At 43.2% G+C, this 23,871-nt stretch carries 22 protein-coding genes; 17 read left to right on the top strand and 5 right to left on the bottom strand.

The window, feature by feature from the left end; genetic code table 11:
* Positions 1 to 128: 128 nt before the first annotated feature.
* The 10 genes from ACYFDN_RS15200 to ACYFDN_RS15155 all read left to right on the top strand — a co-directional run bounded on the left by ACYFDN_RS15200 (position 129) and on the right by ACYFDN_RS15155 (position 12,121).
* Positions 129 to 1,379 (top strand): ABC transporter substrate-binding protein, encoded by a 1,251-nt coding sequence (locus ACYFDN_RS15200; RefSeq protein ID WP_483511781.1) that lies wholly within the window; start codon positions 129 to 131, stop codon positions 1,377 to 1,379.
* Positions 1,380 to 1,464: 85 nt separating this feature from the next.
* Positions 1,465 to 2,337, top strand: a complete 873-nt coding sequence (locus ACYFDN_RS15195; protein ID WP_016400294.1) for a carbohydrate ABC transporter permease — start codon at positions 1,465 to 1,467, stop codon at positions 2,335 to 2,337.
* A 2-nt stretch (positions 2,338 to 2,339) separates the two neighbouring features.
* Complete coding sequence (locus ACYFDN_RS15190) at positions 2,340 to 3,194, top strand: carbohydrate ABC transporter permease (RefSeq protein WP_016400293.1); 855 nt, start codon at positions 2,340 to 2,342, stop codon at positions 3,192 to 3,194.
* Positions 3,195 to 3,200: 6 nt separating this feature from the next.
* Entirely contained in the window at positions 3,201 to 4,313 is a 1,113-nt protein-coding gene (locus tag ACYFDN_RS15185) for an ABC transporter ATP-binding protein (RefSeq protein ID WP_483511780.1), read from the top strand.
* A 428-nt stretch (positions 4,314 to 4,741) separates the two neighbouring features.
* Entirely contained in the window at positions 4,742 to 4,993 is a 252-nt protein-coding gene (gene tusA, locus ACYFDN_RS15180) for a sulfurtransferase TusA (RefSeq protein ID WP_483511778.1), read from the top strand.
* 128 nt (positions 4,994 to 5,121) lie between these two features.
* Positions 5,122 to 6,027, top strand: a complete 906-nt coding sequence (glyQ, locus tag ACYFDN_RS15175) for a glycine--tRNA ligase subunit alpha (protein WP_016400289.1) — start codon at positions 5,122 to 5,124, stop codon at positions 6,025 to 6,027.
* A 10-nt stretch (positions 6,028 to 6,037) separates the two neighbouring features.
* Positions 6,038 to 8,116, top strand: coding sequence for a glycine--tRNA ligase subunit beta (gene glyS, locus ACYFDN_RS15170; RefSeq protein WP_472589647.1), 2,079 nt, complete (start codon positions 6,038 to 6,040; stop codon positions 8,114 to 8,116).
* 241 nt (positions 8,117 to 8,357) lie between these two features.
* Positions 8,358 to 8,807 carry an early set domain-containing protein gene (locus tag ACYFDN_RS15165; protein WP_016400287.1) on the top strand — a complete coding sequence of 150 codons (450 nt, stop codon included), beginning with the start codon at positions 8,358 to 8,360 and terminating at the stop codon, positions 8,805 to 8,807.
* 79 nt (positions 8,808 to 8,886) lie between these two features.
* The gene (locus tag ACYFDN_RS15160; protein ID WP_483511777.1) at positions 8,887 to 10,722 is read left to right on the top strand and encodes an alpha-amylase; all 1,836 of its coding nucleotides are present in this window, start codon (positions 8,887 to 8,889) and stop codon (positions 10,720 to 10,722) included.
* 151 nt (positions 10,723 to 10,873) lie between these two features.
* The gene (locus tag ACYFDN_RS15155; RefSeq protein WP_483511775.1) at positions 10,874 to 12,121 is read left to right on the top strand and encodes a valine--pyruvate transaminase; all 1,248 of its coding nucleotides are present in this window, start codon (positions 10,874 to 10,876) and stop codon (positions 12,119 to 12,121) included.
* Between the two features lie 57 nt (positions 12,122 to 12,178).
* Here the strand turns inward: ACYFDN_RS15155 and ACYFDN_RS15150 are convergent, their stop codons facing one another.
* The 5 genes from ACYFDN_RS15150 to dnaA form a co-directional block, all read right to left on the bottom strand.
* A complete protein-coding gene (locus ACYFDN_RS15150) occupies positions 12,179 to 12,646 on the bottom strand; it encodes an Hsp20 family protein (RefSeq protein ID WP_016400284.1) in 468 nt (155 codons plus the stop codon).
* Between the two features lie 197 nt (positions 12,647 to 12,843).
* Entirely contained in the window at positions 12,844 to 15,258 is a 2,415-nt protein-coding gene (gene gyrB / locus ACYFDN_RS15145) for a DNA topoisomerase (ATP-hydrolyzing) subunit B (protein WP_016400283.1), read from the bottom strand.
* Positions 15,251 to 16,336, bottom strand: coding sequence for a DNA replication/repair protein RecF (gene recF / locus ACYFDN_RS15140; RefSeq protein WP_483511774.1), 1,086 nt, complete (start codon positions 16,334 to 16,336; stop codon positions 15,251 to 15,253). The genes gyrB and recF overlap by 8 nt, the downstream gene beginning before the upstream one ends.
* A 13-nt stretch (positions 16,337 to 16,349) precedes the next feature.
* Positions 16,350 to 17,453, bottom strand: coding sequence for a DNA polymerase III subunit beta (gene dnaN / locus ACYFDN_RS15135; protein ID WP_016400281.1), 1,104 nt, complete (start codon positions 17,451 to 17,453; stop codon positions 16,350 to 16,352).
* Positions 17,454 to 17,473: 20 nt separating this feature from the next.
* Positions 17,474 to 18,877 carry a chromosomal replication initiator protein DnaA gene (gene dnaA / locus ACYFDN_RS15130; RefSeq protein ID WP_016400280.1) on the bottom strand — a complete coding sequence of 468 codons (1,404 nt, stop codon included), beginning with the start codon at positions 18,875 to 18,877 and terminating at the stop codon, positions 17,474 to 17,476.
* A gap of 227 nt (positions 18,878 to 19,104) precedes the next feature.
* Between dnaA and ACYFDN_RS15125 the strand changes: the two genes are divergently transcribed.
* The 7 genes from ACYFDN_RS15125 (at position 19,105) to yidC (ending at position 23,863) form a co-directional block, all read left to right on the top strand.
* Complete coding sequence (locus tag ACYFDN_RS15125; protein WP_016400279.1) at positions 19,105 to 19,863, top strand: amino acid ABC transporter substrate-binding protein; 759 nt, start codon at positions 19,105 to 19,107, stop codon at positions 19,861 to 19,863.
* Positions 19,863 to 20,531 (top strand): amino acid ABC transporter permease, encoded by a 669-nt coding sequence (locus ACYFDN_RS15120; protein WP_040306767.1) that lies wholly within the window; start codon positions 19,863 to 19,865, stop codon positions 20,529 to 20,531. The genes ACYFDN_RS15125 and ACYFDN_RS15120 overlap by 1 nt, the downstream gene beginning before the upstream one ends.
* A 2-nt stretch (positions 20,532 to 20,533) precedes the next feature.
* Positions 20,534 to 21,280, top strand: coding sequence for an amino acid ABC transporter ATP-binding protein (locus tag ACYFDN_RS15115; RefSeq protein ID WP_483511772.1), 747 nt, complete (start codon positions 20,534 to 20,536; stop codon positions 21,278 to 21,280).
* A 217-nt stretch (positions 21,281 to 21,497) separates the two neighbouring features.
* Entirely contained in the window at positions 21,498 to 21,632 is a 135-nt protein-coding gene (gene rpmH, locus ACYFDN_RS15110) for a 50S ribosomal protein L34 (protein ID WP_016400276.1), read from the top strand.
* Between the two features lie 4 nt (positions 21,633 to 21,636).
* On the top strand, positions 21,637 to 21,990 hold the full coding sequence (gene rnpA, locus ACYFDN_RS15105) for a ribonuclease P protein component (protein ID WP_084681699.1): 354 nt from the start codon (positions 21,637 to 21,639) through the stop codon (positions 21,988 to 21,990).
* Positions 21,960 to 22,214, top strand: a complete 255-nt coding sequence (gene yidD / locus ACYFDN_RS15100) for a membrane protein insertion efficiency factor YidD (RefSeq protein ID WP_152785067.1) — start codon at positions 21,960 to 21,962, stop codon at positions 22,212 to 22,214. Before rnpA ends, yidD begins: the two co-directional genes overlap by 31 nt.
* Positions 22,215 to 22,222: 8 nt before the next feature.
* On the top strand, positions 22,223 to 23,863 hold the full coding sequence (gene yidC, locus ACYFDN_RS15095; RefSeq protein ID WP_152785069.1) for a membrane protein insertase YidC: 1,641 nt from the start codon (positions 22,223 to 22,225) through the stop codon (positions 23,861 to 23,863).
* The last annotated feature ends 8 nt before the right edge of the window (positions 23,864 to 23,871 follow it).

Raw genomic sequence — 23,871 nt, 5'->3', positions numbered from 1 at the left:
AACAACTTCGTTACAAAAGGTTACTTTGTTATCAAGCTGTTTCATCTAGTCTATTTAGTAGCCAATCAGCGCAGTAAGATTGGTGAAATAAGGAATGGAATTCACAAAAAAATAACAAAGGCATCAATATGCGTAAATTTGCAACTCTCGCCTCTACCCTGGCACTTACTAGCGCTATTAACCTTGCTTATGCAGGGGAAGTAGAAGTTCTTCACTGGTGGACTTCAGGTGGTGAAGCCAAATCTGTAGGCGTGCTAAAAGAAATGTTAGAAGCCCAAGGGCATTCTTGGAAAGACTTTGCCGTAGCTGGCGGCGGTGGTGAAAGTGCGATGACAGTACTAAAAACTCGCGCGATCTCTGGTAACCCACCAGCAGCAGCTCAAATCAAAGGTCACGACATTCAAGAATGGGCAGACCTTGGATTTTTAAGTAACCTGAATGACGTAGCTAAAGCCGAAGAATGGGACGATGCGGTTCCGGCTGTGGTTACCAATGTAATGAAGTTTAACGGCGACTACGTAGCCGTTCCGGTAAACGTGCACCGCGTAAACTGGTTATGGGCTAACCCAGCAGTATTTGAAAAAGCGGGCGCTAAAATCCCTACTACTATGAATGAGTTTTTTGTTTCTGCAGAAAAACTTAAAGCGGCTGGTATTATCCCATTAGCTCACGGTGGCCAAGCTTGGCAAGACGCCACAGTATTTGAAGCCGTGGCTTTAGACATCTTAGGTTCTGAAGACTACAACAAAGCGTTTGTGATGCACGACGATGCAGTGCTTAGCAGCGACAAAATGGTTGAAGTATTTACGGTATTCAAAAAAATGAGTAACTACATCGATAGCGACTCACCAGGCCGTGATTGGAACATTGCCACCAGCATGGTAATTAATGGCCAAGCCGGTATGCAAATTATGGGCGACTGGGCGAAAGGCGAATTTGTTGCTGCAGGCAAAGTACCAGGCAAAGACTTCGTTTGTTTACCAGCACCCGGTACCGACGGCCAATTTACCTTTAACATCGACAGCTTCGCCATGTTTGAACTAAGCAACGCCGATAATGTTAAAGCGCAAAAAGCCCTAGCTAAAACTATCCTTACTCCAGAATTCCAAGAAGTATTTAACTTAAACAAAGGTTCTATTCCAGTACGTACCGATATGGATATGAGCAAATTTGACAGTTGTGCCTTGGATTCAATGGCGACCTTTAAAGCCAGTAACCAATCGGGCGACCTAGTGCCAAGCATGGCGCATGGCCTAGCCACTACTGGTTACGTTCAAGGTGCCATTTACGATGTAGTGACTAACTTCTTTAATGATCCAGACGGTGACCCTAAAGAAGCGGTAACTAAGTTAGCGCGCGTAGTTAAAGCCGCTAAATAAGCCTTAAAACTCCGGCCACCCGGTCGGAGTTTACCTTTGCTATCCCCATGTTAGTTTGAACACGGAGTTCGAACGAGGCTGTACTATGTTTAATACTCTGCAAAAATGGTTGCCTAAAATCATTCTGTCGCCGTCGATATTTCTGGTTACAGTGTGTATTTATGGCTACGTAGCTTGGACTGGCTACTTATCGTTAACCCATTCTCGCTTTTTACCCAACTTTAAGTGGGCGGGTTTACTGCAATACCAAAAATTGATGGAAAATGACCGTTGGGTCACATCCTGCATTAACCTGCTGATTTTTGGTGTATTGTTTATCATTATCTCAATTATTTTAGGCACCTTGTTAGCGATATTTCTGGATCAGAATATTCGCCAAGAGGGAGCTATCCGCACGATTTATCTTTACCCGATGGCGCTGTCATTTATTGTGACAGGTACTGCCTGGAAGTGGATTTTAAACCCCGGTTTAGGTTTAGAAAAAATGATGCACGACTGGGGCTGGACCAGCTTTGAATTCAACTGGCTAGTGAGCAATGACATGTCGGTGTATACCCTAGTGATTGCAGCCGTTTGGCAATCCTCCGGCTTTGTAATGGCAATGTTTCTGGCTGGCCTGCGTGGCATCGACTCAAGCATTGTAAAAGCGGCGCAAATCGATGGCGCAAGCATGCCCACCATTTACTGGAAGATCATACTTCCTTGCCTACGCCCAGTGTTCTTTAGCGCGGTAATTATCACCTCACACATTGCAATTAAGAGCTTTGATTTAGTAACCGCATTAACCTCTGGTGGCCCAGGTTATTCCTCGGATCTACCGGCACTCTTTATGTATACCCACGCCTTTACTCGCGGACAAATGGGCTTAGGTGCGGCCAGCGCCATGATGATGTTAGGCGGCGTACTCGCGATACTCGTGCCGTATTTATACTCTGAACTGCGTAACCGGGAGCAATAATCATGACTAAATTTTCTCCGGGACGTTTGTTCATCTACTTCATCTTAATATTGTTTTGTGCCATTTATTTAATGCCACTACTGGTAATGCTATTAACCTCGTTTAAAACCCTACCGGATATTCGTGGCGGCAACCTGTTGTCGTTGCCAGAAGTATGGGTATTTGAAGCTTGGTTTAAAGCCTGGGGCAGCGCCTGTACCGGGGTAACCTGTGAGGGGGTGAAAGGCTACTTCTGGAACTCCTTTAAAATGGCCATTCCAGCAGTATTTATCTCTACCCTAATTGGCGCTTTAAACGGCTATGTCATTGCTCATTGGCGTTTTAAAGGTTCAAACTTGTTTTTTGCCTTAATGCTATTTGGCTGCTTTATTCCCTTCCAGGTAATTTTGCTCCCTATGGCAGCTACCTTAGGTAAATTTGGCTTAGCCAATACCACCACCGGTTTGGTATTTGTGCATGTGGTTTATGGCTTAGTATTTACTACCCTGTTCTTCCGTAACTTCTATGTATCGGTGCCAGGAGAGCTAGTAAAGGCAGCTAAGTTAGATGGCGCTGGCTTCTTCACCATCTTCTTCAAAATCATGCTGCCCATCTCCAAACCTATCATCATGGTTTGCATCATTTGGCAGTTTACCCAGATTTGGAACGACTTCTTATTTGGCGTGGTGTATTCGGGCTCAGACTCGCAGCCTATAACTGTGGCATTAAACAACTTAGTGAACACCAGTACTGGTGTTAAAGAATACAACGTAGACATGGCCGCCGCGATTATCGCCGCGTTACCTACCCTATTTGTTTATGTTGTAGCAGGAAAATATTTTGTGCGCGGCTTAACCGCTGGCTCAGTAAAAGGATAAAAATTAATGGCGACCTTAGATATAAAACAACTTTATAAGCGCTATGGTAAAAACGGTCCCAATACCCTAGAAGATATTAATATCTCCATTGAGTCGGGTGAGTTTTTAATCCTAGTTGGACCTTCAGGCTGTGGTAAATCTACTTTAATGAACATGATTGCCGGCTTAGAAGAAATTACCGCCGGAGACATTTGCATCGATGGCAAAGTAGTAAACAACGTAGACCCCAAAGACCGCGATATTGCGATGGTGTTCCAGTCTTACGCGCTTTACCCCAATATGACAGTGCGTGGCAATATTGAGTTTGCCTTAAAAATTCAAAAAATGGATAAACCAGAACGCGATAAAGAAATCACTCGTGTTGCCCAATTACTGCAAATTGAGCACCTGCTAGACAGAAAGCCTTCGCAGCTCTCGGGTGGTCAGCAACAACGGGTATCAATGGGCCGCGCCTTAGCGCGTCAACCCAAGATCTACCTGTTTGATGAGCCTTTAAGTAATCTAGATGCCAAGCTACGAGTTGAAATGCGTCATGAGATTAAAAAGCTACATCAGCGCTTGGGCACTACCATCGTTTATGTAACACACGATCAAATTGAAGCTATGACTTTAGCCGATCGCATCGCCGTGATGAAAGATGGCCAGCTACTACAATTGGGCTCACCAGCTGAGATTTATAACGACCCAGCAGACATGTTTGTTGCTGGCTTTATGGGCTCGCCAGCCATGAACTTTTTACACTGTAGTGTGGAACAAAGTGAGCATGGTTTAGTGGGCTCCTTAGTGTGTGACCAACAACAATCACACACTATTCCACTGCCAGAACACTTAGCAAAATACGCCGATAAATCGGTTGTGGTAGGCATTCGCCCAGAGCAGATTACCCATGTGAATCCTTACAAACAAGACAAGCCGTTAGTCACAACCTTAAACCTAAAACTGGGTGTTTTAGAACCTACTGGCCCCGATACCATTGCACTGGTGACATTAAACGACAAAGAAATTAGCTGTCGTTTAGATCCTGATAAGCCAGCGGTGATGGGCGAAAGCCTAGATTTGATGTTTGATATGTCGAGCGCAGTGTTTTTTGACCCTAATAGCGAACAGCGGATACGCTAAGTAATACACTAGGGTCTGTTGATCTTTGCTGATGGTTTTTGCATCAATTTATTAGCCATTTAGGCAAGGCAGTGAGTGTGCAGTTAAGTGCGCTTAATAATCACTCGCTAACACTGAGTAAATGGCTAAGAAATGCTGCCCGAAGGGTTCGGGTAAGCGGGCTTTACTCTTTGTTAAGCACTTCTTGCTTAGCCCACTAGGCTGCTAAGTGCTCGCCGCGATTAAAGCCCGCTTATCTCGAACAACATTTCAACACCAAAGATAAACAGACCCTAGCAACAAGAGGCTTCGGCCTCTTTTTGTTGGGTTTTCTGCGCCTTATCCATTGCCATATAGCTCACTCTCCACACAATGGTCAAAGTTGACAGCTGACACCTCGCTTTTAGCTGGTATACAATAGCGCTGTAGCACAAAGAGACCGCAGTAAAATGAGCAATAACATAGATTTCAATCAAGCCGATCACCAATTAGATGCCTTAGGTTTACGTTGTCCTGAACCTGTTATGATGGTTCGCAAAGCCATCCGTAACATTGATATTGGCGAAACCTTGTTAGTGCAAGCCGACGACCCATCAACCACTCGCGACATGGTCAGCTTTTGCGAGTTCATGGATCACACGTTAGTGGCTAAAAAAACTGACCAAACGCCCTTCCAGTATTTGATCAAGAAAGGCAGTTAGCTTAGTTTTTTCAAAAAAGTCTAATTTATCAGCAATTCCCCGCACAACAGCACTAGGGTCTGCCTGCTTGCTAGGGTATACTCCGTCAGTTATAAAACCGATTATTTTTCATACGCGCGACACTAATCATGCATAAATACGATATTAAAACCTTTCAAGGCCTTATTTTGGCCTTACAGGACTACTGGGCCCGCCAAGGCTGCGTAATTGTTCAACCTTTAGACATGGAAGTAGGTGCAGGCACCTTTCATCCGCAAACCTTTTTGCGCTCTATCGGTCCAGAACCGATGTCTAGTGCTTATGTACAACCATGTCGTCGCCCAACCGATGGCCGCTATGGTGAAAACCCTAACCGCTTGCAACACTACTACCAATTTCAGGTAGTGATGAAGCCATCACCAGACAACATTCAAGAGCTTTACCTAGGCTCTTTAGTTGAGCTTGGCATTAACCCAGAGGTTCACGATATACGTTTTGTTGAAGACAACTGGGAATCACCAACACTTGGTGCTTGGGGCCTAGGCTGGGAAATCTGGTTAAACGGTATGGAAATTACTCAGTTCACCTACTTCCAACAAGTTGGTGGCTTAGAATGTTCGCCAGTAACCGGTGAAATCACTTACGGTTTAGAACGCTTAGCCATGTACATTCAGGGCGTAGACAGTATCTATGACCTAGTGTGGACAGATGGCCCAATGGGCAAAGTGACCTATGGTGATGTATTCCATCAAAACGAAGTAGAGCAGTCTACTTACAACTTTGAACATGCCGACACCACGGCCTTATTCGCCCAATTTGATCAGTGTGAAAAAGATAGCCAAAAATTAATCGAAGCAGGCTTACCATTGCCAGCTTACGAACAGGTAATGAAAGCCTCACACGCCTTCAACCTACTTGATGCTCGCCATGCTATATCGGTAACCGAACGTCAGCGTTTCATCCTACGTGTCAGAACCCTTTCTAAAGCCGTAGCCGAAACGTATTACAGTGCTCGTGAAGAGCTTGGTTTCCCATTATGCAAAGACAAAAAGTAACGGAGGCAGCATGAGTAACGAAAACCTATTAGTAGAAATCGGCACCGAAGAGTTGCCACCTAAAGCCTTACGCGGCTTGGCTGAGTCTTTTAAAAGCAACGTACAGCAAAGCTTAGAAAAAGCCGGTTTTGAATTTACCAGTGTTGAATGGTATGCCGCTCCGCGTCGCCTAGCACTAAGCATTCAAAACTTAAGTGAGCAGACCCCAGATAAAGTTGTAGAAAAGCGCGGCCCTGCTATTAGCAGTGCTTTTGACGCCGACGGCAATGCCACTAAAGCCGCCGAAGGCTGGGCGCGCTCAAATGGTATTACTGTTGATCAAGCAGAGCGTTTAAAAACCGATAAAGGCGAATGGCTACTACACAAAGCTGAAATAAGTGGCCAAAGCATTTATCAATTATTTCCAGAAATTGTGGCTGACGGCTTAGCCAAACTGCCAATTCCAAAACCGATGCGCTGGGGGGCTAAAAGCACTCAGTTCATTCGCCCTGTTCATACCATCACCATGCTATACGGTGAGAAATTAGTTCAAGGCAATATTCTGGGTATCGAGTCAGCCCGTACCGTGCGCGGCCACCGCTTTATGGGTGAAGCCGAGTTCGAACTAAACCATGCTAACGACTACGTTAAACAGCTAGATCGCCGCGGCAAAGTGATTGTTGATTACCAACAACGTAAAGCCATTATTCGCGAGCAAATTGAAGCTGAAGCAGCCCGAGAAGGCGGCGTAGTGGAAATGGATGAAGCGTTACTTGAAGAAGTATGTTCTTTGGTTGAATGGCCAGTAGCCATGGTAGGTAGTTTCGAAGAGAAATTCTTGGAAGTTCCTGCTGAAGCACTGATTTATACCATGAAAGACAATCAGAAATACTTCCCGATTTTAGATACCAAGGGTAACTTATTACCACGTTTTATCTTTGTATCTAACATTGTTAGTAAAGACCCTCAGCAAGTTATCGAAGGTAACGAGAAAGTTGTTCGCCCTCGCCTTGCTGACGCCGAGTTCTTCTTTGAAACCGATAAAAAATCACGTTTAGACTCGCGCCTAGATAAGCTTGCCAATGTTGTATTCCAACAAAAATTAGGCAGCCTACTCGACAAAGCTAATCGTGTTTCAGAGCTAGCTGCACAAATTGCCGCAGAAATTGGTGGTGATAGCCAACACGCACAGCGCGCTGGTTTGCTATCAAAAGCTGACTTAAACAGTGAAATGGTACTTGAGTTCCCAGACATCCAAGGTGTTATGGGCATGTACTACGCCAAGTTTGATGGTGAACACGAAGACGTAGCCAATGCGCTTAACCAGCAATACTGGCCACGTTTTTCTGGCGATAAATTACCAGAATCTAAAGTTGCTTCTGCGGTAGCAATTGCCGATAAACTGGATACCTTGGTGGGTATTTTTGCTATTGGCCAGCTGCCTAAAGGCGATAAAGACCCGTTTGCTCTGCGCCGTGCCAGTTTAGGCATTATTCGCATCATTCAAGACAAAGGCTTTGAACTAGATTTAGATACGCTAATCAACAGCGCCCTGTTGCTATTGCCGCTTGAGTTAAACCAAGAGCAACAAGCTAAAGTACATGGCCAACTTATTGAGTTTGTCTATGCTCGCTTGCGCGCCATGTATCTTGAGCAGGGAATTGACGCCAGCGTCATCACTGCGGTACTAGAGCGTAAACCAACTAAGCCAGCAGACATTGAGCAACGCATTAAAGCGGTAAGCCACTTCCGCTCTTTAGAGCAAGCTCAAGCCTTAGCGGCTGCGAATAAACGTGTATCAAACATTCTGGCTAAAAACCCAGATTTTGTTAAACCACAAATTGATAGCAGCTTGCTAAAAGAGCCACAAGAAAAGGCCTTAGCAGAAGCTATTTCAACTATGCAAAGCAGCTTAAAACCTTTGTTGGAAAACGGCGATTACCAAGCAGCATTAATAGAGCTAGCCACCTTACGTGAAGTAGTGGATAACTTTTTTGATAACGTGATGGTTATGAGCGATGAAGACGCGCTAAAAATTAACCGTTTAAGCCTATTAAACTCGCTACGAGAGCTGTTTTTAGAAATTGCTGACATCTCTGTGATTCAGTAGCCTAAAAGCCTACGCTGCACAATAAAAAAGCCGCGTCCAAGCAAGGGATGCGGCTTTTTTTGATCCACTTAACTTTTTTAATAAAATCAGCCTTTTCTTGAAATCCTTTTCAGCATAGTAGTGTGAGCTTGGCACGTTTTTTCGCGCCTAGCTTCGCTATAAATAAGCTCGAGTTCGGCTCATTACGTAATGTTTGTCTGTAAAGACAAAGGAAAGCTATAAAAATAGAAAGGAATTGGAAATGCTTAAAAATATCATGAAAGCAGGTGTGCTAGCGCTAATCACCGTAATTGCTGCAGGCTGTGCCTCTGGCGATTCAAACAGCAAACTAACTCGTGACGTATACCTACGTGGTGTATTCACATGGTGGGATGCTGATCCTCAGTTCAAACTTCAGCCTGTTGAAGGTAAAGAAAACGTATGGTTTGCTACTTCTGCTGCTGACGAGCCACTAATCGCTGACGGCCAACCTTACGAGTGGAAATTTGGTGATGCTGCATGGCAATGTGGTACTAACTTCGGTTTCCTATCTGGAGAAGCAGACATCAAACTTGGCGAGCGTCGTCAATCTAACAAATGTTCAGCATTTGATAACTTCAAGTTCACTCCAGAAGAAGATGGTGTTTACCGTTTCTTCCTAGACTGGACAGAAGAATTACCAGTTGTTTACATCGAAAAAGTAGAAATGTAAGCACAGCTTACTCTCTATATAAGCCCCTCTTTGGGGCTTTTTTTTTCGGTCAACAGCAATAACTATATGGATGTAAGCAATGCAACAAGTCATTAAACCTGCCCTGCTTGGTTGTTTAGTCAGCATGGCAATAGCTGGGTGTGCTTCAAACGAGGCAAACACTGGCGGAGCTGCTAGCAGCTCAAGCGAAGCACTTGCTCAAAGCGCACAATGCCTACAATGGGATGGTCAGCCCGTAACGGTAGATGTAAGTGAAAGTTTTGAAGAAGGCACCGCTGTTAAAGATTTTTATAGCGGTCAAATGAGTACCGTTTATCAAGGTAAGGTAACTTTTACCCCTTCACCTGAAAGTGGCGGCTTGTTACTACTAGAGTCTGTGGGTAAAAAAGCCGATGAATTTAGCTGGGATAGCGCCTCTGTATACTTTGTTATGACAGACCGCTTCTACAACGGCAACCCCGATAACGATAATAGTTATGGCCGTACTAAAGATGGCAAGAACGAAATCGGTACCTTCCATGGCGGCGACATTGCCGGCCTGAGCAAAAAGCTCGATTACATTGAAGATTTAGGCATCAACGCAATTTGGATTACTGCACCTTACGAGCAAATCCGTGGTTGGGTTGGCGGCGGTATGCGAGGTGACTTCAAACATTACGGTTACCACGGCTACTACGTGCAAGACTACACCGTAATGGACCAAAACATGGGTACAGCGGAAGAGTTTAAGCAGTTCGTAGATGATGCCCATGCTCGAGGCATTCGCGTGGTGATGGACATTGTGATGAACCACACCGGTTACGCAACCTTGAGCGACATGCAAGAGTTTGGTTTTGGTGCCACGCAAGAATACGACGTACCTATCGAAAATTACCTGGGTAAAAAGTGGACCGATTGGTCTCCAGGTAAAGGCGAAACCTGGCACAGCTTTAACGACTATATAGATTATGGTGATCGTAACGAATGGGTGAAATGGTGGGGTCCTGATTGGGTACGAACTGACATTTCTGGCTACCCTAACCCGGGCCCAAGTGACTTCGAGATGTCACTAGCTTACTTACCTGATTTTAAAACTGAATCAGATAAGGTTGTGGGTTTACCGCCTTTCTACAAAAATAAAGCAGATACCAAAGCGGTAGAAATTCCAGGAGCAACAGTTAGAGACTACTTGGTCACTTGGTTGTCAGACTGGGTACGTGAATATGGTATCGACGGTTTCCGTGCAGACACCGTTAAACACGTTGAGCCAGAAGCATGGCAAGCCTTGAAATTGGCTTCTAGTAAAGCCTTTGCCGAATGGAAACAAAACAACCCTGATAAAGTACTTGATGACAATGACTTTTGGATGACCGGTGAGTTTTGGGGCCAAGGCTTGAATAACTCGCGCCTATTTGACGCCGGCTTTGATTCACTGATCGATTTCACTTACCAAACCGATCTAGCTAAAAAAGGCATGAACTGTTTGTCTAATATGCAAGATGGCTATCAACGCTACGCAGACGTGCTAGGAATGCGCGATGGCAAGGTTCTAAGCTACGTATCATCTCATGATACTAAATTGGCCTTTGGCACCATCAGCAAGGATCTGGAGCAGCAAAAACAACTTGGCTCAGCCTTCTTGTTAATGCCTACTGCGGTACAAGTTTACTACGGTGATGAAAGCGCTCGTGAAAAAGGACCTCGTAGCTCGGATAAACACCAAGCAACCCGCTCAGATATGAACTGGGATCAGTTAAACGATGAACAACGTTTAGCTGTTCATAATCACTGGCAAAAACTCCTTCAGTTCCGTAAGCGCCACCAAGCGGTGGGTAGTGGTGAGCACAAGCAATTAAATTCAGCTCCTTACGTATTTGAACGCCGTAAAGGCGATGATGCAGTGGTTGTTGTTTATGTAGGCCAGCAAGCTAAATAGACTCAACCTGCACTAAAATAAAAGCGGCTTACTTAAGCCGCTTTTTTATTGCCGAAGACCAGAGAAACTCAGCCGGAGTTTGTTCGGTAATGACAATTGCTATTCAAAAGCAAACTTTGTTAAGGTGACGCCTTAGCTTAAAAGGTGCGTTATGACATATTCAAATTTTGGCAACAAATTCACTCGCCATTCAGGCATTACTCAACTGATGGATGACCTTGATGAAGGGATCCGAGCGGGCGATGAAATGATAATGTTAGGCGGTGGTAATCCTGCGCAGATTCCCGAAATGAACACAATCTTTGAACAGCACCTTCAAACTGGCCTAAGTAATAAAAGCTTACTGGCTGCACTATGTAACTACGATGCGCCACAGGGCAACAAGAACTTCATTGCCAACCTGGCCGCATTTTTTAGAAATGAATTCCACTGGGGTATAAATGAAGAAAATATTGCACTCACGAACGGTAGTCAAAGCGCATTTTTCTTCCTTTTCAATTTGTTTGCAGGTAAAGGCAAGAATAATAAACGAGTATTGTTCCCGCTTGCTCCTGAATATATCGGCTATGAAGACAGCGGAATAGACGAAGACTTATTTATTGGTAATAAACCTAGCATCGAATATTTGGCTGATAGACAGTTTAAATATCACGTTGATTTTGAACACTTAACAATTGATGAAAGCGTTGGCCTCATTTGTGTGTCACGCCCCACCAATCCTACCGGCAATGTCATTACCAATGACGAAATCAGCAAGCTTTCGGCACTTGCCAAGCAGCATCAAGTACCACTATTGATTGATAATGCCTACGGACTGCCCTTTCCAAACCTAGTATTTACCGAGGGAGCTAGTCCATTCTGGGACAGCAATACTATTCTTTGCTTAAGTTTATCTAAGCTTGGTTTACCCGGAACACGCTGCGGCATTGTTATAGCCAAACCAGAAACTATCAAAGCAGTCTCTAATTTGTCAGGAATTATTAATTTGTCACCGGGCGGCGTTGGCCCTGCGCTAGCTAACGAGATGCTTAAAGACAACAGCTTGCTAGATGCTAGTAACCACGTAATAAAACCTTTCTACCAGCAGAAGTCACAGCAAGCGATTAGCTGGCTTCAAGCTGCTATACCTTCTAGCAAATTTCGAATACATAAATCTGAAGGTGCAATGTTCTTGTGGCTTTGGTTTGAAGATTTACCTATAAGCGACAAACAACTTTACCAGCAGTTAAAAGAAAATGGCTTACTCATAGTGCCAGGCAGTTACTTCTTCCCAGGTATCGACAAGGACTGGCGACATACCCAAGAATGTATTCGCCTTAACTTTGCTCAAAATGAAGAACAGGTTAAACGCGGTATTGAGATATTAGCTGATGTAGTAAACCCACTACTGGCAGATTAACTCACTAACAAAAAAAGGGCCTGCTGGCCCTTTTCATTCTCTATCACTAGCGTTTAGTTAAGCTGATTTAGCTTCTAAGCTTTCTACGTTTAACTTACCGTTAATAGGTATTTGCTTAGGTTTAAGCGCTTCAGGGATCTCCCGCTCTAGCTCAATAAACAACAAACCATTTTCTAAGTTAGCTGCTTTTACTTTTACATGGTCAGCAATTTGATATTTACGCTCAAAGCCGCGTTCTGCTATACCTTGATGTAAAAACTTAGCTTGGCTGTTTTTCTTCTGCTTGGTACCAGTAACGATTAATGCATTCTCTTGAGCAACAATTGATAGCTCATCTTCTGCAAACCCAGCAACAGCTAAAGTGATTCGGTAGTTATTTTCATCTACCGCTTCAATGTTGTAGGGAGGGTAACCGTTATTCTGAGTTTGAGCACTTTGGTTAGATGCAGCTTCAATAAAGTTAGCTAGACGATCAAAACCAATGGCTGTGCGATAAAGTGGTGAAAAGTCGTATTGATTACGCATAGTATATTATCCTCATAGAGCAATAAATTGTATTGGACCAGCACTATTGCTGCGCCCCTTTCTTAACAAAACCCACCTTTGTGGCATCCTGTTATTACTAGATGTGGGGATAAGATTTTTGGTTTCAAGAGCGGCAGATACAAAAAAGGCAATATTTTCATATTGCCTTTTTTTAGTGCTACTTTTTGAACTTGGAATTAAACGTCTAGGTTTTCCACATTCAATGCGTTGTCTTCAATAAAGTTACGACGCGGCTCAACTTGGTCACCCATTAAAGTAGTAAACAACTGGTCACAAGCAATCGCATCTTCAACAGTTACTTTCAACATACGACGCGTTTCTGGGTCCATAGTAGTTTCCCAAAGTTGGTCTGGATTCATTTCGCCCAAACCTTTATAACGTTGAATGTATAAACCACGACGCGACTCAGCCATTAGCCAGTTAAGCGCTTCTTCAAAACTAGTAACAGGCTTGGTCTTCTCACCACGCTTAACGTAGGCACCCTCTTCTATTAAGTTATTAAGATTATCGTATAAGCTACAGATATCTTTATAGTCATTAGAAGCAAAGAACTCAGGTTCGAACTTAAAGCTTACATCCACACCATGCTGACGTAGTGTAACAACAGGATAATAGATATCACGTTCGTCGTGTTTTTCTATTTCAACTGAGTAATAGTTACCACTAGGAAGCTCAGCATTAACCGGAGCAATAAGCTCTTCAGACCATTGCTCCAATGCTTCAGCATCTTTAAGTTCATCAACATTAAGCGCACGCTGGTAAACCATCTGGCTTAGTAATGATATTGGGTAACGACGTGCTAAGCGCTCGTTGTTTTTCCAAACACGACGATACTGAGTCACTAAACTTTCTAGCGCTTCACCGCCAATAGCAGGAGCCTCTGGGTTTACATATAAACCAGAATTATCTAATGCCAAGGTGGTTAGGTACTCAGTTAACGATTCTTCATCTTTTACATAGCGCTCTTGCTTGCCTTTCTTTACTTTATATAAAGGAGGCTGAGCAATGTAAATGTAGCCACGCTCAATAATTTCTGGCATTTGACGATAGAAGAAGGTCAATAGCAAAGTACGAATGTGCGAGCCATCGACATCAGCATCGGTCATGATAATGATGTTGTGATAACGCGTTTTATCTGGATCGTATTCGTCACGACCAATACCACAACCCATGGCAGTAATTAGCGTTGCCACTTCTTGAGAAGATAACATCTTATCAAAGCGGGCTTTTTCTACGTTTAAGATTTTACCTTTTAATGGAAGGATTGCTTGGTTCTTACGGTTACGCGCTTGTTTAGCACTACCACCCGCAGAGTCACCCTCCACTATGTATAGTTCAGATAAGGCGGGGTCTTTTTCCTGACAGTCGGCTAACTTACCAGGTAAACCAGCTAAATCTAATGCGCCTTTACGACGTGTCATATCACGAGCTTTACGTGCAGCTTCACGAGCACGAGCCGCATCAATAATTTTTTGCGTGATAATCTTAGCTTCTTGTGGGTTTTCTAATAAGTACTCACTTAGCTTTTCACCCATGGTTTGTTCAACCGCAGACTTCACTTCCGAAGACACTAACTTGTCTTTAGTTTGGCTAGAGAACTTTGGATCAGGTACCTTAACCGAGATAACCGCAGTTAGACCTTCACGAGCATCATCACCCGTGGCACTGCTTTTATCTTTCTTATTAACTTCTTTTTCCATGTAGCTATTAAGAGTACGAGTTAACGCAGCTCTAAAGCCAGCCAGGTGAGTACCACCATCACGCTGAGGAATGTTGTTGGTGAAACAATAGATGTTTTCTTGGAAACCGTCGTTCCACTGCATTGCCACTTCTACCGCAATACCGTCATCACGTTGGAAGTTAAAGCTAAATGCTTTATCGTGGATTGGTGTTTTGTTGGTATTTAGGAATGAAACAAAAGCCTGAATACCACCTTCATAACAGAAGTGGTCCTGCTTATCATCACGCTCATCTTTTAAGATGATAGACACACCTGAGTTCAAGAATGACAATTCGCGCAAACGTTTTGCAAGAATATCGTAATGGAACTTAGTGTCAGAGAAGATTTCATCACTAGGCCAAAAGCGTAACTCGGTACCAGTTTTATCAGTATCGCCAACAACCGCTAACGGCGCATCAGGTTCACCCAGGGTATAAAACTGCTCATAAACGTGCCCCTGACGCTTAACTGTTAGCTGCAGCTTAATAGACAAGGCGTTAACTACCGATACACCTACACCGTGCAAACCACCCGATACTTTATAAGAGTTATCGTCAAATTTACCACCAGCGTGGAGAACCGTCATGATTACTTCAGCTGCAGACACACCTTCTTCAGGGTGAATATCAACTGGAATACCACGACCATCATCGGATACAGATACCGATCCATCGTTGTGAATTGTCACTACAACATCAGAACAATGGCCAGCCAATGCTTCATCAATAGAGTTATCTACAACTTCGAAGACCATGTGATGTAAACCTGAGCCATCATCGGTATCGCCAATATACATCCCAGGACGTTTTCTTACTGCATCAAGGCCTTTTAGTACCTTAATACTCGATGAGCCATATTCATTTTCAGCCATGTTTTACTCTCGTTTTATAGTCGCTGATAACACCATGTTCCACGTGAAACATTGTGCATCCTTCTAAATCAAATCCATCTAGCATTTGCTCCTCAATCGCGGAAACAAACACTTGAGACCCATTGTGTTGTAAGCATTTAGCTAACAACTGTCGTTTAGACATATCTAGTTCTGCAGCAAAATCATCAATCAGGTAAACGGTTTTCTTCCCACTTTTTTGTTGAGCATGTTGCCCTTGTGCCAAAATTAAAGCGCACACAAACAGCTTTAACTGCCCTCTCGAAATTACGTCTACTGCATTTATGCCATCAAACTTAAACTTCAAATCTGCTTTGTGAGGTCCGTACTGGGTATAACCAATCAATCGGTCTCTCTCAAAGCTTTGCTTTAGCAATTCTTCTAAAGCAACTTTATCGTCCCATCCTTGATAAAATGCCATATCAAATTGGTACTCTGGCAAAAACTCTGTCACTAACTCAGCCAGCGTATCTGCAATACTCTCTACATACTTTTTGCGTTGTTCACTTACTACTAAAGCGAGTTCAACTAACTGCTTATCCCAAAACTGCAAATCTTGATATTGCCTTGTCTGTTTCAACAAAGCATTTCTTTGTTTCAATATTCGCTTGTAGTTTTGCCAAGCGGCGTGGAACTGATGTTCCACGTGAAACACTCCCCAATCCAAATAAGCGCGCCGATGTTTAGGACTACCATCAACCAAGCCATACCCTTCTGGATGAAGGATTTGCAAAGGCAATAATGAAGCAAGCACCGCTTGGCTTCTTACCGTCTCTTTGTTAATCCTTAAAGCAGTGTCTCCGCCTTTAAACTTTTGCAATCCAATTTTGTGCTCATCTAACTGAGCAAACACAACAAAACTGTCTTGCTGGTAAGTAATAACTTTACTAGGCCTATTACTTCTAAAAGAGCGTCCAAACCCTAAGTAGTAAATGGCTTCTAGTACACTTGTTTTACCGCTGCCATTTTGCCCCAAAATAACATTAAGCTTGGGGTTAGGACTTAGGTTGGCACTCTTTATATTTCTAAAATTTTGTAAACCTAAGCTTTGAATTTGCATTAGCTACAAGACATTACAAACGCATAGGCATTACAACGTACATTGCTTTGCCGGTTTGTTCAGCATCTTCAATCAAGGCGCTACTATTACTGTTGCTCATATTTATTCTGATTTGATCGCACTTAAGGGCATTCAATACATCCAAAACATAAACAACGTTGAATCCTATTTCTAAATCTTCGGCCTGATAATCTACGTCCAAGATTTCTTCTGCTTCTTCTTGCTCAGGGTTATTTGCAGTGATCTTTAAGCTTCCAGATTCTAGCTGTAAGCGTACACCACGAAATTTCTCGTTAGACAAAATAGCAGCACGAGAGAATGCCTGTTTAAGCTCATCTCTACCGGAAATTAATGCTTTATCACTATTAGCAGGAAGAACTCGGCGATAATCAGGGAAACGGCCATCAACCAATTTACTAGTGAAAGTAAAGCCTTGAACACTGGCTCGAATATTGTTGCTACCAATTTGCAATTCAACCAACTGATCTTCGTGCTCGAGCATTCGCGCTAGTTCAATCACACCTTTACGCGGAACAATAACCTGTTGCGCTTGCAAAGGTTGCTCAAAACGTTGTTCGGCTAAGGCTAAACGGTGACCGTCGGTGGCAATAGTTTTCAAACCTTTTTCGTCAGTCTCAAACAACATACCATTTAAGTAATAACGAACATCCTGACTAGCCATTGAGAACTGAGTACTATCAATCAGGTTCTTAAGTTGGCCTTGAGTCAGCTGAATTAGCTGCTGGCTTTGCCAATCTTCGATGTTTGGAAAATCGTTAGCAGGTAAGGTTGCTAGAGAAAAACGACTGCGCCCAGAGCGCAGTACCAAACGATTATCGTCGGCCTTACAGCTAATCTCACAACCATCTGGTAAACCACGACAAATATCTACAAACTTTTTAGCCGGTACAGTTACTCGCCCTTCGTTTACTGCACTCTCTAGCGGAAGTGTCGCAATAAGTTCTACTTCCATATCGGTGCCGGTAATCGACAACTGTTGGTTGCTTATATCTAGCAGAACATTCCCCAAAATAGGAATAGTTGGACGCCCACCCAGCGCAGCACTCACTTGCTGCAAAGGTTTAAGCAGTTGTTCTCGGTTAATACTAAATTGCATACCTAGTCACGCCTCTCCGATTATGACGATAATGTGCGGATTAAATTCTGATAATCTTCTTTAATGTCGTGGCTTTCTTCTTTAAGTTGAGAGATCTTACGACAAGCATGTAATACCGTTGTATGGTCGCGACCACCAAACGCATCACCAATTTCTGGCAAGCTGTGGTTAGTAAGCTCTTTTGCCAGGGCCATTGCTAATTGTCGCGGCCTAGCCACCGAACGAGAACGTCGTTTAGACAACAGATCAGCCACTTTAATTTTGTAATACTCGGCAACTGTTTTCTGAATATTATCAATAGTTACCAATTTCTCTTGCAGCGCTAACAAATCACGTAAGGCTTCACGAACAAAATCAATGGTGATTGCGCGTCCAGTGAAGTTGGCGTTAGCAATCACACGATTCAACGCCCCTTCTAGTTCACGAACATTAGAACGCAAACGTTTAGCGATAAAGAAAGCAACTTCGTCGGGCAAACGAATATTATTTTCGTTCGCCTTAGTCATTAAAATAGCTACGCGAGTTTCTAACTCAGGGGGTTCGATAGCAACCGTTAAGCCCCAACCAAATCGACTTTTTAAGCGATCTTCAACACCATCAATTTCTTTAGGGTAGCGGTCACTGGTTAAGATAATTTGCTGATTACCTTCCAACAAAGCATTAAAGGTATGAAAGAACTCTTCTTGTGAGCGTTCTTTATTAGCGAAAAACTGAATATCATCAATTAACAAAGCATCAACGCTACGGTAGTAACGTTTAAAATCTTCTATCGCATTGTTTTGTAAAGCTTTTACCATATCTTGAACAAATCGCTCAGAGTGCATGTACACCACCTTAGCATTCTTTTTGTTCTCGATAATGCCATTACCCACCGCATGTAAAAGGTGAGTCTTACCTAAACCGGTGCCGCCATATAAAAATAGCGGGTTATAAGCACCACCAGGATTATTGGCTACCTGAGTAGCAGCAGCGCGCGCGAGTTGGTTCGACTTACCTTCAACAAAGTTGTCGAACTGGTAAGTGGCATTAATATTGTTTCGATGATTGGCTTCTAGAGCGGATTTTACCGCTGGTTCTTTATCCCAGCTCTTACCGCTATCGTTATTACTCACTGGTGCAGCAGCGGCTCCAGCTTGCACGGGATCGGCTTTTACTGGATTAGATAAGGTTCGGCTAACAGGTTTACTGCCTACTTCAAACCGCAAACTCGGTTTATCACTTCCGCAAAACTCTTCGAGTAAAGCATTCACTCGGATCAAGTACTTATCTTTAACCCAATCCAATACAAAACGGTTTGGTGCATATAACACCAATAACTCTGCGTCTTGCTCAACTTGCAGTGGTCGGATCCACATACTAAATTCTGTTGCCGGCAATTCATCTTGTAAACGTACTAAGATTTGTTGCCAAAGAGACCCACTCACTCGCGACTCCGCGTTATCACCAAAAAGACCGTCTATTTTATAACGGAAGCCGCTTAAACTCTAGGTTTCTTATGAATTATTCACAAGCAGATAACAAATATGTGAATAAAATTCGCCGAGCCAGATAACAGCTTAGTTATTTGATATAACCACAGCGTATTTGTGTATTTACTGAGGCTGAACTAGAATTTTTACCCATACACAACTACAGATACAGAAGAATAGAAATGAAACTACTAAATAAATCACGATTGCTACTTGGTTTACTGCTAGTTAGCCTAAGTCCTTGGTCAGCATTTGCACAAGATACCGTTAAAGTAGGTATGTCTGGTCGTTATTTTCCTTTCACTTTTGTAAAACAAGATCAGCTACAAGGCTTTGAAGTTGATGTTTGGAATGAACTGGCCAAACGTAATGATTGGAAAGTTGAATTTGTAACCGCGAACTTCTCTGGCCTATTTGGCATGTTAGAGACAGGTCGTGTAGATACCATTTCTAACCAAATTACTATTACCGACGAACGTAAAGCTAAATACCTATTCTCTCACCCCTATGTGGTGGATGGCGCGCAAATTGTTGTACGTAAAGGCAATAGCGAGATTACTAGCATTGACGACTTAAAAGGTAAAAAGGTTGCAGTAAACCTAGGTTCTAACTTTGAGCAGCTATTAAGAAAACACGACACCGATAATCAAATTAACATAGCGACTTATGATACAGGCATCGAGCAAGATGTTGCATTGGGTCGTTCAGATGCATTTGTTATGGACCGTGTATCTTCGTTAGCACTTATCAAGAAATCTGGTCTACCCTTAGCGCTAGCGGGTCAGCCTTTCGAAACCATCGAGAATGCAATGCCATTCAAAAACAACGAAGCAGGCCAAGCATTACAAGCTAAAGTTAACGCTAGCTTAGAAGCTATGCAGCAAGATGGCAGCCTAAGCGCAATTTCTCAAAAATGGTTTGACGGAGACATCACCAAATAATGTCTACATTTGACTTCGGTTACATGTTAGAGCTGTTCCCAATACTGTTTAAGTATTTGGGAACCACCATGGAAATGGCTGCAGTTGCAGCCGTTTTTGCATTAGTGCTTGCACTAGTATTGGCTCTATTTCGTGTATTTAAATTGCCGCTGCTTAATCAATTTGCAGTGGTATTTATCTCATTCTTCCGCGGTACGCCGTTACTCGTACAACTGTTTATCTTGTATTACGGCTTACCTCAGGTATTCCCAATTCTGATTGGCTTAGATGCATTTAGCGCATCGGTTATCGGTTTGAGTTTGCACTTTTCTGCCTATAAAGCAGAAAGTATTAGAGCGGCCATTAACTCTATTGATAAAAGCCAGTGGGACGCTTGTTACGCCTTTGGTATGACTCGACTGCAAGCTTTACGCAGAGTAGTGCTACCACAAGCACTGCGCACCGCCCTGCCTTCTCTAATGAACTATCTTATCGATATGATTAAAAGCACCTCTTTGGCCTTTACCTTAGGTGTGGCAGAAATAATGGCTAAAGCGCAAATGGAAGCATCTAGTAGCTTTAAGTTCTTTGAAGCATTTTTAGCAGTAGCACTTATCTATTGGGCAGTTGTTGCAGTATTTACTCAGCTACAAAACCTTGCTGAACAGCGACTATCGAAGGCTTATTAACGATGATAAAAATCTCCAATTTAAGCAAGTCCTTCGATGGGCAAAATGTGCTTAACGGTATCGATTTAGAAGTGAAAGAGGGCGAAGTTGTAGCGATCATCGGCCCATCAGGAACCGGGAAATCTACTTTTCTACGTTGTATTAATTACTTAGAACAACCCGATACCGGCCTTATTAGCGTAGATAGTTTAACGGTAGATGCACAAAACCATCACCAAAAAGACGTGCTCGCGCTGCGCCGTAAACTATCTTTTGTTTTTCAAAATTACTCGCTATTTGCCAACTTAAACGCAGAGCAAAACATAGCCGAAGCGTTGATCACTGTTTGGAAGCAACCCAAAGATAAGGCCTTAACCGAGGCAAGAAAGATACTTAAAGATATTGGCCTAGCGGATAAAACCAAACACTATCCTAGCCAATTATCGGGTGGCCAACAGCAACGTATAGGTATTGGCCGTGCCATGGCTACTCACAGCCAAGCTATTTTGTTTGATGAACCTACATCAGCCTTAGATCCAGAATGGGTTGGCGAAGTGCTTGAACTCATCAAAAAGTTGGCGGAACGCAAACAAACATTAGTTATTGTTACTCATGAAATGGCCTTCGCCCGCGAAGTTGCCGACCGAGTGGTATTTATGAGCGATGGAACTATTGTTGAACAAGGTAGCCCAGAAGAACTGTTTAATCAGCCGAAAGATCCACGAACTCAACAGTTTATATCGCGTATCGTTAAGCGTAATCACGGCTAATTACATTGTTTAGTTGCACCTATATATAGGAGCACTATAATGCCGCCAAAGATCCAAAGGATCTTTTCCACAACAGTATTTAAGATTAAGCGATTTTTCGTTTGACTTAGAAGAGGTGAATGATTAGAATTTCGCCTCTTTTTTACCCGGTGCGCCTACCATTTTGGTTAATTGCACCGACTGTACAGTAAAAAACTAGCTAGCAAGAGTAATAAATATGAAACGTACTTTTCAACCAAGCGTACTAAAGCGCAAGCGTAGCCACGGTTTCCGCGCTCGCATGGCAACAAAAAACGGCCGCCAAGTTTTGGCACGTCGTCGCGCTAAAGGTCGCGCAAGTCTGTCTGCATAATTAAGTGCAAAGACATTCTTTTAGCAGGGAGTTACGTTTGTTAACTCCCATGCATTTCAAACATGTATTCTCCAACCCCGTTCGTGTGGGTACCCCCCAACTCACTATCCTTGCCAAAACCAATACTCTAGAACACCCTCGTCTAGGTTTAGCTGTTTCTAAAAAAAGCGTTAAACTAGCGGTAGGTCGTAATCGAATTAAACGTTTGGTAAGAGAAAGCTTTCGTCTACATCAGCACAAGTTGCCCGCAGTAGATATAGTGGTTATTTCCAAGAACGGTATTTCAGACTTAGATAATAAAGACCTGACCAAGCTTCTGGAGAAATCATGGCGAAGACTAACGCGCCGTTGCGAATAATCGCAATTATGCCAATCAAGGCTTATCAATACGTGATAAGTCCTTTGCTTGGTCCGCGCTGCCGGTTTACGCCAACATGTTCAGATTACGCGATTGAAGCAATTAATTTGCATGGTGTGTTAAAAGGTAGTTGGTTAGCAAGCCAACGTCTATTAAAATGCCATCCTCTACATCCTGGCGGACATGATCCGGTTCCAGGTTCCAAAAAAACCAATAGTGATTAACTAAAATTATGGAATCTCAACGCAATTTACTGATAATTGGGTTGCTGTTTGTAAGTTTTCTTATATATCAGCAATGGCAAAAAGACTACGGCCCACAGCCTGTAGTAACTACTGCTACCAATACTGTTACCGCAACTGGTACTACTGCAAATGGTGATGTGCCAGCCAGTGCTTCATCTCACGACGATTCAGACTTAACGCAGGCTACCGCTGCAGGTCAGTTAATCACGGTTACTACCGACGTTCTTAAGCTTAAAATTAGCGCTCAAGGCGGTGATGTAGTGAGTGCCGAACTATTGGCCTACCCAATAGAAGAAGACTCAACAGAACCATTTGTACTGTTGGAAGAAAATCCTAACTTTACCTATGTAGCCCAAAGCGGCTTAATTGGTCGTGATGGCCCAGATGCCAGCGCCAACGGCCGCCCAGTTTACCAAGTAACTAGCAACAGCTTTGAACTTGCTGATGGTAGCGATGAACTGGTTGTAGCCCTTAACTACCAAGACCAAAGCGGTAACGTATTTACTAAAAACTTTACCCTTACTCGTGGTAGCTACGACGTAAACGTAGACTTTCAAGTAAGCAACAAAAGTGACTCCGACCTAAGCCTGCAACTATACAGCCAGCTTAAGCAAACTGATAAAGAGCATAGCTCTAGCATGGTAATGCCGGTTTATCGTGGTGGTGCTTACTCTAGCGAATCAACTCGTTACTCAAAGTACAGCGTTAAAGACATCAAAAAATCTAACCTAAATGAAACCACTACTGGTGGTTGGGTTGCGATGATGCAGCACTACTTTGTAACCGCTTGGTTGCCAAACGAAGGCGATACCAACCAGCTATATTCAAACAGCGGTAACGGTTTTGTATTCATGGGTTACAAAGCACCTTTACAAACCATTGCGCCTAACGATACAGCTACCCTAACTAGCTCGTTATGGGTTGGCCCTAAACTGCAAAAGCAAATGGCTGAATCAGCAAAACACCTAGACCTAACCGTAGACTACGGCTGGTTATGGTTTATTGCCCAACCATTGTACAAACTACTAACCTTCTTCCACAGCATTGTAGGTAACTGGGGTGTAGCAATTATTCTTATCACCTTCACCGTAAAAGGTTTGTTGTACCCGCTAACTAAAGCGCAATACACCTCTATGGCGAAGATGCGCTTACTGCAACCTAAAATGGCTGCACTTCGTGAGAAGTACGGTGACGACCGTCAGAAAATGTCGCAAGGTATGATGGAGCTGTACAAGAAAGAGAAAGTAAACCCCTTAGGTGGTTGTTTCCCTATTTTGCTACAAATGCCTATCTTTATTGCATTGTACTGGTCGTTAATGGAAAGCGTAGAGTTACGTCATGCACCGTTCTTTGGTTGGATTACCGACCTATCGGTACAAGACCCATTCTACATTCTGCCTATTTTGATGGGTGTGAGCATGTTCTTCATTCAGAAGATGTCTCCAACCACTGTAGCCGACCCAATGCAGGCTAAAATTATGCAGTTTATGCCAGTAATCTTTACTGTATTCTTCTTATGGTTCCCAGCAGGTCTAGTACTTTACTGGTTGATGAGTAATGTGGTAACGCTGATTCAGCAAACCATCATCTACCGTAACCTTGAGAAAAAAGGATTGCATAAACGCTAAGCACAAAG

It is taken from the genome of Agarivorans sp. D1326 (genome assembly GCF_056958115.1).
Note: the sequence above shows the minus strand (reverse complement) of the source record. Positions and strands in the feature narration are given on the sequence as shown.